The following is a 16669-nucleotide window of genomic DNA, read 5'->3' on the forward strand; positions in this document are numbered from 1 at the left end:
CGATCGACTGCTGCACGCGCGAGATCACCGGCTGGGCGCTCGACGTTCGCTGCCGCGCGCCCGAAGCGATCGCTGTGATCGAGGCCGCGGCAGCCGAGCGCGGGATCGAACCCGGACGGCTGACGCTCGGCACCGACAACGGCAGCGCGTTCACCTCCCGCGCGTTCCGCGCCCGCCTGCATGCGCTGGGGATCAGGCACCGCCGCGGCGGCTACCGCGACCCCGAGAGCCAGGCCTTCATCGAGACCTGGTTCTCCAAGCTCAAGCAGCGCTGCGTCTGGCGCGAAGAGTTCGAGACGCTCGACCAGGCCCGCGCCACGATCGCCGCCTACGTCGAGCGCTACCACCACCGACCCCACTCCCGGCTGGCCTATCGCACCCCACGCGAGGTCGCCGCCACCTGGCAAGATCACGACGACCAGCTAACCCCAGCGGCCTGACCTGACAACGCCAACGGGGTCCACGCCAGTCGCCGAGTGCATCGACGAGCGCCGCGGCGGCCGCGCGCATGCTCGACGAGACGAGGTCGCGGATGAGATGCGCCGGACCGATGAACGCGAACGGCTGCAGCGTGTGCCCAGGCGGCAGCTGGTCTTGCAGCAGTCCCACGAGACGCAACTCGTACGTGGTCTTGTCTGACGGCACCTCTTGCTCGAGCGAGCGGCAGAGCGCCTCGACCGCCTCGATCAGGTGCGAGAGCTGTCCCGGGAACAGCACAAGCCGCAGTGCGTCGCAGACCCCGAGTCCGCGCACGTTGCCCGACAACGCCGACGCTTCGGCGATACGTTCCGACTGCATAGGAGCTAATCCCTCCTCTGCCGGCCCCGGGGCGTTGGCGCGCCGCCGGGGCACTTCTTCGATTGACGTTGCGACGGTAGCGCTCGAACCGGCGAACCGCCGCAGAATGCGCAGACTCGTTACAAAGCGCGGCGGCCGTGATCTACGGTGCCGGCATGCCGATGCCGGCGGCCGTCCGAGACGACGCGGTCCGTCACGTCTCGCTGTTCTGCGAGAATCGCGTCCCCGAGCACGCTCGCGACGAGATCCGCCTGGAGCACTCGACCCGCGCAACAGCATCACGATCATCGAGCGGCGACCGCCCTGGAGTGAACTGGTCGGGCCCGGCTGGTCGAGCATGAAGATCGCCCAGCTGCGGTACGACGAGCGGTCGCGGACGTGGTCGCTCTATGCCGCCGATCGCAACGAGCGCTGGTTCCTCTACGACAACGTCCGCCCGGCGCCCGACGTCGGACCGCTGCTGGCCGAGATCGGCGAGGACCCCACCGGCATCTTCTGGGGCTGAGCCGACGCCCACCGAGTTTCCGCTTCCAGCACTTTCCCGTCGATCACGGAAATAGCGCCATCCTGGAGAACACCGCGTGGCGCACAACCCGGCATCTACTGGAGCGCAGATCGCATCGAGGTCGACCTCATGGTCCGCGAGACGCTCGGCGGCGCCGGCCGGCGCGGCGCCCGTCTCGGGCCGCATGGCAGTCGCGCCGCCCGCAAGGCCCGTGGCCTCGAGGCCGCGCTCGTCGATCATCGGAACTTCACGCTCGGAGCGCTCGCGCCCGACGACGATCGAACCGTCGAGGTACGCGTGGCCGCGTTGCTCGTGGCCAAGGCGCACAAGCTGGGCGAGCGAATGGAGCTCGCCCCGAGGCGAATGAAACCCAAAGACACTCTTGACATGCTCCGGCTGCTTCGAGCAAGTGAGACCGATGTGCTCGCCGAGACGTTTCCGGGAGTTGCTGGCCGACGCTCGCGCCGGCGGTGTGACGCGCGAGGCCCTGGACTACTTCCGCGCGCTCTACACGGGGGCCGACGCGCTCGGGGTGGCACTCGTGCGCGAGGCGTTCGTCGGGCTCGAGAATCCGGGGATCATCGGCGCATCGACGCGGACGCTGGCCGAGGAGTTGCTGACAGCGGTGGGGAGCCGTTGACGCTCAGGAGCCCGTGTGCCGGCAACGCTTGAGGCGGTGTCACTTCGGCGCGCCCTCGCGCGCATGGACCGCGACGCGGCGATCGATGCCGAAGGCGCGCTCGGCTGGTTCGGCTGGGATGGCGAGGGACCGCTGCGGCTGCGCCGGTATGACCTCCAGCTCTATCTCTGGTACCAGCTGCCGACCAAGTACCTGGCGCCGCTTGACGCCAAGCGCGCGGCCGCCGCGGCGCTCGGACGGCTGCTCGCCCTGCTCGGCGTGCCCTACGCCGCGCTGTGCGACGCGCCCGAGACCGGCCGCATGCTCGAGCTGTGGGAGCGCGACGATCCGGCCGCACCGCGCGAGCTTCACAAGCTGCTCGAAGCCTCAGGACTTGAGCCGCCGGACACCGCGCAGCTCACGTGGGGCTCGGTGATGGGGCTCGAGGAGGCGCAGGTACGCGACGACGTCGCATCGGCGCTCGAGGTCGCGCTCGAGGACGGCGCCCTTCGCCCTGGGACGCCGGGCTTCCGCCGGCGCCAGGAGGCGGTGGTCGCCGCCGCGCTCGCGGCCGACGGGCGGCTGGACTCGATCCACGCCGAGCGGCTCCAGCGCTGGCGCTCGCGCCGACCGATCCTCGAGCGCGTGGCCGACGAAATCGCGGCCCCAGCACCGCCGGTCGACGACGATGCGGCCGCCTCGGCGCTCGCGCCCGCGATCTGGCTGCTGGAGCGCGCGGGAGACGGGTTGGCGCTCACGCAGACGGGCGCGCTCAGCCGCGCGCTCGTGCGCGAGGCGGTCGAGCGCTGGCCCGACTGGTGGGACGCGGAGCTGTTCGGTCCGCCCAACCAGGAAGCCGAGATCCTGCCGCTGCTCCACCTGCACCACCTGCTGCGGCGCATGCGCCTGCTGCGCCGCACCGGCCGCCGGGTCGTCGCCACGTCGCGCGCGGGCAAGCTCACGCCGGCGGCGCTGCTCGAAGCATGCGCGACGGCGCTGCTCGCCGGCGACACGTTCGACGCGAGCGTCGGCGAGCTCACGGCCGCGCTCTTGCTCGCCGGCGAACCGGTCGAGATCGAGCGGCTCGCGGAGCAGATCCACCCGGTCATCCTCGCCGAGGGCTGGCATGCCGGAGCGGCGCGACCGAGCATCCACCAGACCGGCGCGGCGATCGGCCAGGCGCTCGCTCGCGCCGAGCCGCTCGGGATCGTGACCGGCCAGCGCTGGAAGGATCGCCGGCTTACGGAGGTCGGGCGGAGCGCGCTGCACACCGGCCTGCGCGCGAGAGCGCTCGGACCGGCGACGACGATCTAACGGCGACGGTTGGCGCGCCGCGCGACGAGGTGCGCCTCGCGGTCGTAATCGCGCTGCTCATGCAGCGCGTGCCAGATCTCGCCGGTCATCGCCGCGCCGAGCATGTGCAGGATCTCGTGCCGGCGGTAGCCGAGCCGGCGTAGCCGCTGCTCCGTCTCCCACACCTCCGGTGGGTCCAGGTCCACGAGCTGCTTGGCGACGATCTCGTGCAACACGAGATGGAGCCGCGGGTTCATCTGCTCCCCGCCGACGATCGCCGTCTCCACGCCGCTGTCGAGCTCGGGATGAGCCGCCGTGAGCAACAGCGAGCGATCGTCCTCGTCGGCGGGGTCGAGGCCGGCGGGCGCCTGCTCGATCGGCGGGATCGCGAACGCGAGCCGGCGAGCGCGATCGCCGTCCGGCGCCTCGTCGTCGCTGACCGGCTGACCGAACTCCGGGCACGCCTCGTTACGGCATTCCCACTCGTGCTTGGGACCCTCAAGTGCCTTGCTGGCGTACTGGCCGCAGGCCGGGCAGCGGTGGTTCCATCGACCCGATGCTACGCGGCCACGCTAAACTCATCTCCATCGTGCCGGACTGTCAGTTCGGCGAAGCAGTGCCAGCGTCCGTAGTTGTTGCTCTAGCACCTCCCGCGTTTCGCAGCACACAACCTCCCCGGGAGGAACTCATATGGCAACCGGAACCGTGAAGTGGTTCAACGACGACAAGGGCTTCGGGTTCATCACGCCCGACGACCAGAGCAAGGACCTGTTCGTGCACCACACGGGCATCGCCGGCAACGGCTTCAAGTCGCTCGCCGAGGGCGCGAAGGTCAGCTACGACGCCGAGAACGGGCCCAAGGGCCCGAACGCGACGAACGTGCAGACGCTCTAGCACCCTCCTTCGTCGCAGGTCCCGCCGGTCGGGCACATCGTGCCGCCGGCGGGAGCGCGCTGCTCGACACGCCCGCGCCCAGCCGCGAGGGCCGAGTCCGCCGCTCTCGTTGCGGCGAGCTCGGCACTCAGGCACAGTTGCGCGGTGGCCGCTGTAGACCCCGATCTCTCGCTCAGGCAAGCCGCGGTGACGCGAGCGCGAGAGCTGACACAGGCCTACGACGACCTGGTGCCCCGCGACCGTCTCCGCGAGGGCTTCATCTTCGGCGGCGAGCGCGTGAGCTTCGGCTCCTTTCAGCGCGGTATCCACCGCGCACGGATCCAGCGTGGGCCAGCCGCCCTGACGCTCTACACCTCCTTCAACGACCCATACGCCGACAGGTTCGACGAGGCGGGCACGCTGTTCACGTACGCGTATCGCGCCGGCCCGATCGACCAGCCCGACAACCGCGCGCTCCGCGCCGCCTACGAGTTGCAAACCCCGCTCGTCTACTTCCGCGGACTCGCGCCGAGCCAGTACCTCGTCATCGCCCCGATGTTCGTCACGGCCGACGACCCGGCCGCCCGAACCGTGGTCTTGGAGCCCGGATTGCCGACCCAAGACATGCAGCCTGGCGGCCTCGTATCCGGACCGGACATGCGCGCGTACACGACCGCGGAGACGCGCATCCGGCTCCACCAGCAGCGCTTCAAACTCGAGGTGATGCGCGCCTATCGCCACCGCTGCGCGATCTGCGCGCTGCGCGAGCGCTCGCTCGTCCAGGCCGCGCACATCGTTCCCGACATCGAGCCGGAGGGCATCGCCGCCGTCGTCAACGGCCTCGCGCTGTGCGCGATCCACCACCTCGCGTTCGACCGCAACGTCCTCGGCATCGACCCCAACGGCGTCGTGCACATCGCCCGCCGGCTGCTCGACGAGACCGACGGGCCGATGCTCCGCACCGGCCTGCAGGGATTCCACGGCGCGCCCATCGCCGTGCCGCGCCGACCGGAGGACAGACCCGACCCCACGCGGCTGGAGGCACGATTCGAGCGGTTCGCGCGCGCGGCGGCTTGACGGGCGTACCGCTGTATCGCGTTTCGATTACAGATTCGAACCCGAAATTGGTCTTTCGCGTCGTCGAACGATCGGCATGCTTGCTCGTCCGTGACGACGATTGTCTGCATCTCCGACCTCCACGAGCACCTGGTCGAAGTCCCCGCGTGCGACCTGCTCCTGATCGCCGGCGACGTGTCGTTCGCCTTCAAGGGCGACCTCGTCGCCAAGCAGGCCTTCCTCGCCGGCGAGTTCAAGGACTGGCTCGAGCGCGCGCCGGCGAGCGAGATCGTGCTCGTCGCCGGCAACCACGACCAGTCGATCGAGGCATGGGGCGTCCCGGAAGGGCTGCGGTGCCGCTATCTCCAGGACGCGGGCGTCGAGCTGTTCGGACTGCGAATCTGGGGCACGCCCTGGCAGCCGTGGTTCTTCGACTGGGCGTTCAACGCCCCGCGCCGCGACGGCGAGGCGTTCCTCGCGTCGAAGTTCGACGCGATCCCGGCCGGCACCGACATCGTCGTCGCGCACGGTCCGCCGCACGGCTACGGGGACCGCACCGGCCGGGAGGAACACGTCGGCTCGACCGCGATGACCGCGGCGCTCGATCGCGTTCAACCGTGCCTGATGGTCTGCGGTCACATCCACCCCGCCTACGGCCGCTATCGCCTCGGCGCGACGGAGATCATCAATGCCTCGCTCGTCGATGAGGAGTACATGCCGGTCAATCCGGTGTTCGAGATCGAGCTCTGATCCGAGAGGCCGATCACAGTCCGTCGGCCCATGGATAGCTCGCGACGACAAGATTGTCGTACGTCCCTCACGGGCCGAGGAGCGCCAAGGGGATGACCGCGATCCCCTCCTCCCTGCGGTAGGCCTGCGGGCCGGTCGTGATGATGATCTGGTCGAGCACACGGTCGCCGAGCTTGTCCTTGAGCCACCTCAGATGCCTCACATCGCCATCGGACACGGTCCGGGTCAGCTTCACCTCGACCGCCACGACGTCGCCGTCGGCGCGCTCGACGATGAGGTCCACCTCCTGCCTCCCGCGCGCCGTGCGGAGATGCTTCACGTTGGCCTCGTTGTGAGCGGCGTAGATACGTAGCGATTGCGTGGCGAGACTCTCGAACAGGGCGCCGAGCAGCGTGCCATCTCGAGCCACGGTCGGACCGGAGCTCGCGCCGGATAGGAGCGTGGAAGCCTGGACGCCCAGCAGTTGTGCCGCAAGCGCCGGGTCGGCGAGCTGGTGCTTGGGCGCCTGGCCGAGCTCGCTGAGGCGGTTGTTGCTCGGGATCCACGCCGGCACTTCATCGAGCACCCACACGCGCGCGAGTGCATCGCGATAGGCCTGCGTGGCGTTCCTGGACGGCTTGCTGTCGTGGCCCGCGCTTGCGGCGTCGCGGATCGTCTCGAACGAGGCGGTCGTTGACGAGGCTGCGGCGTACGCGGTCATCCAGCGCCGCAAGGCGGCGGGGTTGCGAATGGAGACGCCCGCGTCGTCGGGGATGTCTCGATCGACGATCCGTTGCAGATAGCCCTCGAGCTGAAGGCGCCGCGCGCGACCGGAAAGCGAGCGTAGACCGGGCAGGCCCGAGGCGAGCACCTCCTCGGTGTAATCGCTCAATCCGACGTGGGTAGTCCCCGTCACGGGCGCCCGCGTACCTGCAAGCAACTCGATGAGGCTGACACTCGATCCCCCAAGGCGCTCGCTCAGCGCAAGCGGACGCATGCGGACGCTGACGATCCGGCCGGCACCCGAATGCGTCGGCGGCGGGTCGGGAATGCCCGATCCCGTCAGAAGGAAGCTCCCCGGCGTCGCTCCGTCGTCCGCGGCGCGGCGCACCAGATCCCACACCTCTGGGAGCCGCGGCCATTCGTCGATCAGCACCGGCGGCGCACCTTCGAGCAGGCGACGTGGATCCGCCTGCGCCACCGCCAGTTCGGCCGGATCATCCAGGCGATGGACTGTGCGGGCACGCTCTAGGGCGGTGCGCGTCTTCCCCACGCCCTTTGGTCCTTCCAGCGCGATCGCGGGAAGGCTGCCGAGAAGTTGGTCGAGTTCGTCGTCGACCACACGCCGCCGGTACGGAACGACCGCGCTCATCGCGACCTACGGTACCAGAACGTCATTCTCAAAAGGCCATTTGCGGCAGCTGCCAAGGGGTAACTTCGTCAGTTTTGAAAGGGCATCTGCGGCAAGCCGGAAGCTGACTCAGCGGACGCGACGGACGCCTTCGATTCGCCGGATTCCCGGCTCGACGTTCGCGTATCGACGCGGTTCGACGTAGACGAGCTCCAGCCGGCGATGACCCACGTGTGAAGGACCCAGCGCAAAGCGATCGATATACGAGGCTTTGCCCGGAGCGAGAAGCCGCTCGGCGAGCAGGAGCCGGCCGACGGCCTCCTCGACGGCGGCCGTGAGCACGAGTCCGTCCAGCGGAGCGAGGGGGTCCGTCGTGTCGATCATGGACTCGAACCCGTGGCTGATCTGCCGCGGAAGCGACTCGCCGAGCAGCCCGACACGGAGACCGACCCCGACCTGGTCGTCAGGAGACAGTCCGTTGAAGCTCGCCTCCAGGGATCCACCCCGGCCCTCGCCCCAAGCCACGCCGGCGGTGAGCTCGACCTCGCGAACGGATGCGCTACGAATCTCGTTGACGACGCTCTCGACCGTCGCCTCGCCCGCTCGCTCCGAGGTGGCGATCGGGACGGTACTCAGACGACCCCAGGTATCGGTTCGCATTGCCTCGAGCGCGCGCGACACACCGACGTCTCGGACTTCGGCGTTGATGATCACCGAGCCCCCCTCGTCACGGAACCGCGACGCGCGCAGGCATACGTCGCCGATCTTGATCCACGGCGCTTCGTCGTCTGCGCCGATCTCGGCAAGCCGCTCGAGCAGCCGATCCGCAAGATCGTCCGCGTCTCGGTACGACCCCGTGGTATGGAACGTTTGGACCTCCTGCGCGAAGTCGGCCGCGTGCCCTTGCCGGTTCGCCGCTTCGCGATGGAGCCAGAACGAGATCCGCTTCCCGCGCTGCCGCGCCTCGAGGTACTCGGCATGCGTCGGCGATCGCCCGTTCGCGAGCATCGTGCCGTAGCGGTCGGCGAGCACCCCGACGTAGATGTCGGAGCGAGCGACGCCCTCGAGGTAGGCGCGTTCCGCGTCCTCGTCGCGGCCGCCGAGATCCTCGAACATCACACTTAAGAAGCCCGCTTGGCGGAGTCGCGCCGTGACCGTTTCGCGGAGCGCGCCGAGCTCGCGCATCTCGCTCGAGAGGAACACCGTCCGCGTCGCCGCCCAGCGTGCGAACTCCGCCGGTTCGAGACGGCGACTGGCGGACGCTGTATCGACGATCAGTGCCACCAGGCCATGATCGCTCGACGACCGGTCGGCACCGCCTGAAGGCACTTACTTCCGGTATGCGGCCCAAACGCGGCCCAGATAGCGCCAACGCGCCACCGCCTCCGGAGCCGCCCAAAGAAAAAGGTCCCGTTTCCGGGACCTTCGCAAGAGCCCTCTGCCGGACTCGAACCGGCGACCCCTTCCTTACCATGGAAGTGCTCTACCAACTGAGCTAAGAGGGCGAAAGACCTGCGAGTTCGCATCCTAGTCGCGTTGGCCGGAGAGGCGCGCGGGACTCCCGTACTGCCGTGGTGCTGCGGGCGGCAACCGAGAGGGATGCGAACAGCGGGTTCATGCGGGATGCAGTGTAGACGCGGCGGCGCTTGCGCAGGTGGCAGGTCTCCGACCGTTTCGCCGAGCGTGGCGACGCGACTCGAGACGCGGGCGGAATGTGGCACGAGGGACTCGTTAGGCTGCCATCGCGGACGCATCGGCGACAACGCCCGGACCAGCGGAGGAGCGCATGTCCACGATCACGACCACCGACGGGACGGAGATCTTCTACAAGGATTGGGGCTCGGGCCAGCCGATCGTCTTCAGCCATGGCTGGCCGCTTTCGGCTGACGATTGGGACACCCAGCTGCTGTTCTTCCTCCATCACGGCTATCGCGTCATCGCCCACGACCGGCGGGGGCACGGGCGGTCCACCCAGACCGGCGACGGGCACGACATGGACCACTATGCCGATGATCTGGCCGCGCTGACCGCCCATCTCGATCTCGAGAACGCCGTTCACGTCGGACACTCCACCGGTGGCGGCGAGGTCGTGCGTTACATCGCACGGCACGGTGAGAGCCGGGTGGCCAAAGCGGTGCTGATCAGCGCGGTTCCCCCGCTGATGGTGCAGACCGACGCCAATCCCGGCGGGCTGCCGAAGAGCGTGTTCGACGATCTCCAGGCCCAGCTGGCCGCCAATCGGTCCGAGTTCTATCGCAGCCTGGCGGCCGGTCCCTTCTACGGCTTCAACCGGTCCGGCGCGGAGCCATCGGAAGCGATCGTCGAGAACTGGTGGCGCCAGGGGATGATGGGCGGTGCGAAGGCGCACTTCGACGGCATCGTCGCCTTCTCCCAGACCGATTTCACCGAGGACCTCAAGCAGATCACGGTGCCGGTCCTAGTCATGCACGGTGATGACGACCAGATCGTCCCCTATGCCGACTCCGGGCCGCTGTCCGCCGAGCTCGTGCAGAACGGGACGCTGAAGACCTACGCGGGATTCCCGCACGGCATGCCGACGACGCAGGCCGAGACGATCAACGCCGACGTGCTGACCTTCCTGCAGTCCTGAGCGACTCGCGCCGTCGCCGGCCTCTCGGCCGAACGACGGGCCTGTCGCGCGCACTCGGCCACGTGGCGCTGGGTGTCCGGCGCGATCGCGCGATCCTCGGCGCCGACCACGGCCCAGCTCGGCGGGACCTTCACCTTCCATGCCGCGGGCCCGGACGGCATCCCGCGGGGACGCAGGTAGCGGGTTCAGGTGGCCTCTAGGCGGTCGGCGATGACTCTTGCGATCGCGAGCGAGGAGGTGGCCGCCGGCGAGGGCGCGTTGCGGACGTGCAGCACGCCCCCGCCGTCCGCGAAGGCGAAGTCGTCGAGCAGCTTGCCGTCCCGCGCCACCGCCTGGGCCCGGATGCCCGCGGGCCCGTCGGTGACGTCTGCCAGAGACAGCGACGGGACGTAGCGGGCGCAGGCCGCGACGAAGGCGCGGCGGTTGGCGGCGAGGTGGAGCTCGGTGAGCCCGGTTCGCCACCATTTGCGGGCCATTCGCCAGGTTCCCGGGTAGCGGAGCGTGTCTCCCAGATCGCGGCGGGAGATGGACGAAAGCCGATATGCGGTGCGGGACGGGGCGAGGAGCGCCGAGGGGCCGAGCCAGATCTCGCCATCCCACCGCTTGGTCAGGTGGACCCCGAGGAACGGCAGGGACGGGTCCGGGACCGGGTAGATCAGCGACCGGACGAGGTGGCGGGCGGGCTCGCGCAGCCGCAGGTAGCCGCCGCGGAACGGGATGATCCGCGGGTCCGGTGCCTCGCCTGAGGCTTCGGCCAGCCTGTCCGACCATGCGCCCGCGCAGGCGACGACGCGCGCCGCCGGGATCGCGCCGGCCGACGTCTGCACCACGGTGGTCCCGCCGGAGCGCGACAACGACCGCACCGCGACGCCCGTCTGCACGACGGCGCCCGCAGCGGTGATCTCGGACGCCATGGCCCGCGCCACCGCCCCGAAGTCCACGATCCCCGTGGCGGGAGAGTGCAGCGCGGCGATCCCCGTCGCGTACGGCTCGATCTCCCGCAGCTCCGCGGCCCCCAGGCGCCGAAGCCCCGGAACCCTGTTGGCCACGCCCCGGCGGTGCAACTCCTCCAGCCCCGGCAGCTCGGACTCGTCCAGCGCGATGATCAGCTTCCCGCAGCGCTCGTACGCGATCCCGTGCCGGTCGCAGAAGTCGTACAGCTCCCGGGCCCCGCTCACGCACAGCTGCGCCTTCAACGACCCGGGCGTGTAGTAGATCCCCGCGTGGATCACGCCGGAGTTGTGGCCGGTCTGGTGGGCGGCGATCGAGGACTCGCGTTCCAGCACGAGCAGCCGCGCCTCGGGGTTGCGCCGCAGCAGCTCGCGCGCGGTGGCGAGCCCGAGGATGCCGGCTCCGACGATGACGACGTCCCAGGGCCCGTCCATGCCGCCGCTCAATGGATCGCGGGCTCGGGGACGCCGCCGGCGCCGTGCAGGAAGTCGAAGTCGCAGCCCTCGTTGGCCTGCGTGACGTGATCGAAGAAGAGCCGCTCGTATCCGCGCATGGCGGGGCGAGGACGGCGCGTCCAGGAGGAGCGGCGAGCGTCCAGCTCGGCGTCATCCACCAGCAGGTCCAGCCGCCGACCGGAGACGTCCAGGGCGATCATGTCGCCCGAGCGGACCAGGGCCAGCGGGCCGCCGACGAAGGATTCGGGGGCGACGTGCAGGACGCACGTGCCGTAGGAGGTCCCGCTCATGCGGGCATCGGAGATACGCACCATGTCACTAACGCCGGCACGGAGCAGTTTCTTCGGGATCGGCAGCATCCCCCACTCCGGCATGCCCGGTCCCCCGAGCGGTCCGGCGTGGCGCAGCACCAGCACGGAGTCGGGCGTGACGTCCAGGTCGGGATCGTCGATGCGGGCGTTCATGTCGTCGTAGTCCTCGAAGACGACCGCCGGCCCGACGTGCGAGAGCAGCGACGCCGACGCGGCCGAGTGCTTGATCACGGCGCCGTCGGGAGCCAGCGACCCGCGCAGGATCGCGAGCCCGCCCTCGGCCAGCAGGGGATTCTCCACCCGCCGGATCACGTCGTCGTCGTACACCGAGGCGCCGCGCAGGTTCTCGGCCAGCGAGGACCCCGACACCGTCGGGACGTCGTGCAGCGGCAGCCGCGACATGAGCCCCCGCAGCCCGCCGGCCTCGAAGAAGTCCTGCATCAGGTAGGCACCGGACGGCCGCAGGTTCGCGAGCACGGGCACCGACCGCGACAGCTCGTCGAAGCGCGCGAGCGACAGCGGCACCCCCGCCCGCCCGGCCATGGCGATCAGATGGATGACCGCGTTCGTCGAGCCGCCCAGCGCGAGCACGACCGTGATCGCGTTCTCGAAGTGCTCGGCGCTCAGCTCGACGCCGTCTGAGCGGATCAGCTCGACGATCCGGCGCCCGGACTCGACCGCCATCCGCGGATGGGCCGAGTCGGCGGCCGGAATCGACGAAGCGCCCGGCAGCGAGACGCCCAGGGCCTCCGCCGCCGCCGTCATCGTCGAGGCCGTCCCCATCGTCATGCAGTGCCCCGGCGAGGAGGCGATGCGGGACTCCATCTCGTCCCACTCCTCCTGCGTGAGCCGGCCCGCCCGCAGCTCGGCCCAGTACTTCCACACGTCCGAGCCGGAACCGAGCACGCCGCCGCGGTAGGAGGCCCGCAACATCGGCCCGGCCGGCACGTACACGAACGGCAGGCCGCACGAGACCGCGCCCATGATCAGCGCCGGCGTCGTCTTGTCGCAGCCACCGAGCAGAACCGCGCCGTCGAACGGATACGACCGCAGCAGCTCCTCGGTCTCCATCGCCAGCAGGTTGCGGTAGAGCATCGTCGAGGGCTTCATGAACGGCTCGCTGAGCGAGATCGCCGGGATCTCCAGCGGGAACCCGCCCGCCTGCCAGACGCCGCGCTTGACCGACTCCGCCCGGTCGCGCAGATGCGTGTGGCACGGATTGATGTCGCTCCAGGTGTTGACGACCGCGACCACCGGCTTGCCGGCGAAGTCCTCCCGGTCGAAGCCCATCTGAAGCGTCCGCGAGCGGTGGCCGAACGACCGGAGGTCGTCGACGCCGTACCAGCGATGACTGCGCAGGTCTCCCACACCCACAATCTACGCATGCACCCCCGCACGCGAGAGCTGCTCTCCCAGGCCAGCACCGCCACGATCACGACGCAGCTGCTCGCGCGCGGCCTGCGCAACACGTTCCTGCACGGGATCAAGCCGCTCAACCCCGCCAACGCGAGACTCGTCGGCCCTGCCTTCACCCTCCGCTACATCCCCGCCCGCGAGGACATCGACGTGCTCGAGGTCTTCAAGGACTACGACCACCCGCAGCGCAAGGCGATCGAGTCGGTCCCGCCGGGACACGTGCTGGTCATGGACTGCCGCAACCAAGGGCGCGCCGCCTCCGCCGGCAACATCCTCGCGACGCGCCTGCAGGTCAAAGGCGCGGCAGGCCTGGTGACCGACGGCACGCTCCGCGACACGCCGGAGATCAGGCAACTGCAGCTCCCCACGTTCGCCCAGGGAGCGAGTCCCCTGACCAACCTCGCCCAGCACCACGCCGTCGACATGCAGGTGCCGATCGGCTGCGCGGAGGTCGCGATCTACCCGGGTGACGTGATCGTCGGCGACGAGGAGGGCGTCGTCTGCATCCCCGCGCACCTCGCGGACGAGATCGCCGAGCCCGCGGCGCGCCAGGAGGACCTGGAGCGCTTCATCCTCGGCGAGATACAGGCCGGGAGGCCGCTGCGCAATACGTATCCGCCGGACGAGGCCACGCTCGAGCGCTACCGCGCAACTACGGGACACCCCCCAAGCACGTAGAGATATCCGCACTGCAAGACGCCTGCCAGCCCTCGCGAGCGACCGGCCACGGTGCGAGAAGCTTCCCAACGTGCTCCAGCGACTCTCCTCCCCGCAAAGGCACACCGCCTCGGCCGCCAATGCGCTTATACCGGCGGCCGACGCTCGCATCCTCGGCAGCGCAGCCACCGATGCCATCCGCGCCGGCTCTGACCAGGCTGGCGCACTCATCTTGAACTAGACCCCCACGACGGAGCCGAGCCCGGGTCACCCGGGCTCGGCTCCGCCGCGTGGTGGCCATTACTCTCCCGCCGAATGGACGACGCGACCCTGCGCCGGCGTCTCTGGGAGGGGTTCGCCTCACTCCAGACGCTGCTCGGCGGCAGCTCACGCCACGGGTCGGTCATCGAGCGCCCCGGGCTGGTGGCCTCGATCGTCCCCAGCGCCCCCGATTCGCCCGCGCTCAACGCCGCCGTGGCGATCGAGCCCGACGCCGCGCCCGCCGCGCTGCGGGACCTCGCCGACGGCTACGCGCGCGCCGGCGTGCGCCGCTGGGCGATCTGGGTCGACGGCGGCGCCCGCCACGTCACCGCCGAGCTGCGCCGCAGCGGCCTGATCGTCGCCTCCGCCTCGCCCGGCATGGGCGCGGAGATCGGAGCGCTGCGCCTCGATCTGTCGCTCGCCGACCCCGAGCCGAAGGGGGATCTGCGCACCGTCGGGCGCGTCAACGACCTCGCCTACGGCAACGTCGACGCCCGGCTCGAGCGCACGTTGACCACGCTCGACGAGGGCGTCCTGCGCGCCTACCGCGCCGACCTCAACGGCGCGCCGGCGGCTGTCGCGCTCGCGCTGCACCACGGCCCGGACTGCGGCGTGAGCTTCGTCGCGACCCTCCCCCAGGCGCGCCGGCGCGGCCTCGCGACGCAGGTGATGCGCGCCGTCGTCGCCGACGCCCAGCGCCACCGCCTCACGACCATCACGCTGCAGGCGACCGAGCAGGGCGAGCGCCTGTATGCGCAGCTCGGCCTGCACCGGCTGGGCAACATGGAGCTCTGGGAGCACCGCCGATGAGCCTGAATCCCGCGCTGGAGGACATCCACCACTGCCCGCGCTGCGGCCGGGTGCCGGAGATCGACTTCCCCCGCAGCATCAACTGCCCGCACTGCGGCTACGGCGCCTACTACAACCCGAAGCCGGTCGCGTGCGCGATACCCACCGACCGGAAAGGCCATCTCTGGCTGCTGCGCCGCGGCTTTGCGCCGAACGTCGGGAAATGGTCCATGCCCGGCGGATTCGTTGACCTCGGCGAGTCCGTGGAGGACGCCGCGAGGCGCGAGGTGATGGAGGAGATGGCGATCGAGATCGAGCTGACCGGCCTGATCGGCGTCTATTCGCGGCCGCAGGATCGTACGGTGGTAGTGGTCTACGCGGCAGCGACCCGGGGCACACCGTCCCGGACGGAGGAGGCGCTGGAGGTCTGCGCCTTCGCGCCGAATGACATCCCATGGCTTCAACTGGCGTTCTGGAGCGACGAGCGGGCACTCCGCGACCACCTGAGTCGCCGTCCGCCCGCGGGCGCCGCGCCCGCGCCATCCTGATCGCCCGCCGCGCGCTCGCGCTCCTGCTCGTGATCGCCGCCACGATCGCCGGCGGCTACTTGGCGCTCGTCTCCTACACCGACACGCGCGACCTCTCGGTCGGCGAGATCCGCCTCTCGGTCTCCCCCGGGCACCGCGGCGCGATCGACGTCTACGTCCCGCTCGTGGACTGGGGCGCGCGCTTCGAGCTCATCCGGCTGCCGGTCCGCCTGCGCGTGGACCTCCAGACCGTCGACCGCACCGTGGCGGGCGCCGTCGCGCAGGGCGAGCCGCTGAACCTCGACGCGGTCCGCACGCAGGCGACCGACGCGATCGCGAGCTACCTCAAACGACTGATCGCGTTGATGGTCGCCTGCGGTGCGCTGCTCGGGCTGCTCGTCGCGTTCGCGATCCGCTCGCGCGCAGGCCCGAAGCTGCGCTACACGGGCGGCGTGGCGGCGCTGACGGCGATCGCGATGGGCGTCGCGATCGTGGCGCTGATCCCGCCCCGCGGCTCGATCAAGAGCCCGCAGTACTACGCGCACGGGCCCGACATCCCGCGGGCGCTGGAGGCGGTCGAGGCGGTCCGCCGGACGCCGGGCGCGCTCGACCAGGAGCTCGACGCCCAGCTCGTCGGCCTCGCGCGGCTGGTGGTCGACCCCGGCCGCCGGCGCTCGCTCGCCGGCCAGCCGGTGGTCACGATCGCGTCCGACCTCCACAACAACCCGTTCGGGCTGAGCGTGCTGGCGAGCGCCGCGCACGGCGGTCCCGTGTTCTTCGTCGGCGACCTGACCGACCGCGGCACGCCGCTGGAGACGCGCGTGGTGCGCCAAGCCGTCGGCCTCGGGCATCCGTTCGTGTTCGTCAGCGGCAACCACGACTCCGACTTCCTCGTGCACGAGCTCGCGACCGAGGGCGCGATCGTGCTCACGCGCAAGGGGCGGCTGATGCCCAAGGGCGGATTCGGGCCGAAGATCGTACACGTGGCGGGCCTGCGCGTGGCGGGCTACGACGACCCGTTCGAGCGCCTGAGCGTCGAGGACTTCAAGGATCGCTACGACAACACGCCGGACCCGGCTCAGCAGGACGAGTTCACGAACTGGCTGCGGCCGCTGATCGGCAAGGTGGACGTCGTGATGGTGCACGAGCCGGCCCTGATCGCCCCCGCGCTGGCGGTCCTGCGCGACCACCCGCCCCCGCGGCCGCTCGTGTTCATGGTCGGCCACACGCACATCGCGTCGCTCGGCCAGCAGCCGGGCGTGACCGTGATCAACGGCGGCAGCGTCGGCGCCGGCGGGACCGGGAACCTGACCGAGAAGACCAACATCGGCATCGCGCGCTTCACGTTCACCCTCAAGCCCGCGTTCCAGCCGCTCGCCGCCGATCTCGTCACGATCGATCCCGGCACCGGCTCGTCCTCGGCGCGACGGACGCGCCTGGATCCGAGCACCGGGTAGTCTCGGGCGG

The 16669-nt window shown here is 70.3% G+C and carries 17 protein-coding genes and 1 tRNA gene; 12 read left to right on the forward strand and 6 right to left on the reverse strand.

Annotation, left to right across the window (positions count from 1 at the left end):
* From H958_RS34775 to H958_RS0103750, 4 genes are all read left to right on the forward strand, one after another.
* A partial coding sequence (locus H958_RS34775) for a DDE-type integrase/transposase/recombinase (RefSeq protein ID WP_156027664.1) occupies positions 1 to 440 on the forward strand: 440 nt, incomplete at its 5' end.
* A gap of 464 nt (positions 441 to 904) precedes the next feature.
* Positions 905 to 1303 (forward strand): DUF3024 domain-containing protein, encoded by a 399-nt coding sequence (locus tag H958_RS49320; RefSeq protein WP_456064416.1) that lies wholly within the window; start codon positions 905 to 907, stop codon positions 1301 to 1303.
* A gap of 445 nt (positions 1304 to 1748) precedes the next feature.
* Positions 1749 to 1943: a hypothetical protein gene (locus H958_RS0103745; RefSeq protein WP_028057675.1), complete on the forward strand. Its 195-nt coding sequence runs from the start codon at positions 1749 to 1751 to the stop codon at positions 1941 to 1943.
* Positions 1944 to 2006: 63 nt separating this feature from the next.
* Positions 2007 to 3236: a hypothetical protein gene (locus H958_RS0103750; RefSeq protein ID WP_028057676.1), complete on the forward strand. Its 1230-nt coding sequence runs from the start codon at positions 2007 to 2009 to the stop codon at positions 3234 to 3236.
* Here H958_RS0103750 and H958_RS0103755 read toward each other — a convergent pair.
* Positions 3233 to 3538, reverse strand: a complete 306-nt coding sequence (locus H958_RS0103755; RefSeq protein ID WP_028057677.1) for a DUF1841 family protein — start codon at positions 3536 to 3538, stop codon at positions 3233 to 3235. The two genes, H958_RS0103750 and H958_RS0103755, sit on opposite strands and share 4 nt — an antisense overlap.
* Positions 3539 to 3905: 367 nt before the next feature.
* Here H958_RS0103755 and H958_RS0103760 point away from each other — a divergent pair, with 367 nt between their 5' ends.
* The 3 genes from H958_RS0103760 to H958_RS0103770 all read left to right on the forward strand — a co-directional run bounded on the left by H958_RS0103760 (position 3906) and on the right by H958_RS0103770 (position 5894).
* A complete protein-coding gene (locus H958_RS0103760; protein ID WP_028057678.1) occupies positions 3906 to 4109 on the forward strand; it encodes a cold-shock protein in 204 nt (67 codons plus the stop codon).
* Positions 4110 to 4295: 186 nt separating this feature from the next.
* Positions 4296 to 5165 (forward strand): HNH endonuclease, encoded by an 870-nt coding sequence (locus H958_RS34785; RefSeq protein ID WP_051323781.1) that lies wholly within the window; start codon positions 4296 to 4298, stop codon positions 5163 to 5165.
* A gap of 90 nt (positions 5166 to 5255) precedes the next feature.
* Positions 5256 to 5894, forward strand: a complete 639-nt coding sequence (locus tag H958_RS0103770) for a metallophosphoesterase family protein (RefSeq protein WP_028057679.1) — start codon at positions 5256 to 5258, stop codon at positions 5892 to 5894.
* 67 nt (positions 5895 to 5961) lie between these two features.
* Here H958_RS0103770 and H958_RS0103775 read toward each other — a convergent pair whose 3' ends face one another.
* The 3 genes from H958_RS0103775 to H958_RS0103785 form a co-directional block, all read right to left on the reverse strand.
* Positions 5962 to 7245 carry an ATP-binding protein gene (locus H958_RS0103775; RefSeq protein WP_037409231.1) on the reverse strand — a complete coding sequence of 428 codons (1284 nt, stop codon included), beginning with the start codon at positions 7243 to 7245 and terminating at the stop codon, positions 5962 to 5964.
* Positions 7246 to 7353: 108 nt separating this feature from the next.
* Positions 7354 to 8553, reverse strand: coding sequence for a DUF4062 domain-containing protein (locus H958_RS0103780; RefSeq protein WP_322090760.1), 1200 nt, complete (start codon positions 8551 to 8553; stop codon positions 7354 to 7356).
* Between the two features lie 103 nt (positions 8554 to 8656).
* A tRNA-Thr gene (locus H958_RS0103785) sits at positions 8657 to 8729 on the reverse strand.
* A gap of 281 nt (positions 8730 to 9010) precedes the next feature.
* Between H958_RS0103785 and H958_RS0103790 the strand changes: the two genes are divergently transcribed.
* Positions 9011 to 9835: an alpha/beta fold hydrolase gene (locus H958_RS0103790; RefSeq protein ID WP_028057682.1), complete on the forward strand. Its 825-nt coding sequence runs from the start codon at positions 9011 to 9013 to the stop codon at positions 9833 to 9835.
* 185 nt (positions 9836 to 10020) lie between these two features.
* On the opposite strand, the gene lhgO is transcribed toward H958_RS0103790, so the two are convergent.
* Together lhgO and araD are read right to left on the reverse strand one after the other, a co-directional pair.
* Entirely contained in the window at positions 10021 to 11220 is a 1200-nt protein-coding gene (lhgO, locus tag H958_RS0103795) for an L-2-hydroxyglutarate oxidase (protein WP_037409234.1), read from the reverse strand.
* 8 nt (positions 11221 to 11228) lie between these two features.
* On the reverse strand, positions 11229 to 12920 hold the full coding sequence (gene araD, locus H958_RS0103800; protein ID WP_196807187.1) for an L-arabinonate dehydratase: 1692 nt from the start codon (positions 12918 to 12920) through the stop codon (positions 11229 to 11231).
* Positions 12921 to 12935: 15 nt separating this feature from the next.
* Here araD and H958_RS34790 point away from each other — a divergent pair, with 15 nt between their 5' ends.
* From H958_RS34790 to H958_RS0103820, 4 genes are all read left to right on the forward strand, one after another.
* Positions 12936 to 13646 (forward strand): ribonuclease activity regulator RraA, encoded by a 711-nt coding sequence (locus H958_RS34790; RefSeq protein WP_037409235.1) that lies wholly within the window; start codon positions 12936 to 12938, stop codon positions 13644 to 13646.
* 294 nt (positions 13647 to 13940) lie between these two features.
* The gene (locus tag H958_RS42700; protein ID WP_028057685.1) at positions 13941 to 14696 is read left to right on the forward strand and encodes a GNAT family N-acetyltransferase; all 756 of its coding nucleotides are present in this window, start codon (positions 13941 to 13943) and stop codon (positions 14694 to 14696) included.
* Positions 14693 to 15223: an NUDIX domain-containing protein gene (locus H958_RS0103815; RefSeq protein WP_037409237.1), complete on the forward strand. Its 531-nt coding sequence runs from the start codon at positions 14693 to 14695 to the stop codon at positions 15221 to 15223. The genes H958_RS42700 and H958_RS0103815 overlap by 4 nt, the downstream gene beginning before the upstream one ends.
* A 29-nt stretch (positions 15224 to 15252) precedes the next feature.
* The gene (locus H958_RS0103820; protein WP_231379165.1) at positions 15253 to 16659 is read left to right on the forward strand and encodes a metallophosphoesterase family protein; all 1407 of its coding nucleotides are present in this window, start codon (positions 15253 to 15255) and stop codon (positions 16657 to 16659) included.
* Positions 16660 to 16669 lie beyond the last annotated feature (10 nt).

Origin of the sequence: Candidatus Solirubrobacter pratensis, from assembly GCF_000425945.1 — a bacterium.
GTDB classification, from domain to species: domain Bacteria; phylum Actinomycetota; class Thermoleophilia; order Solirubrobacterales; family Solirubrobacteraceae; genus Solirubrobacter; species Solirubrobacter pratensis.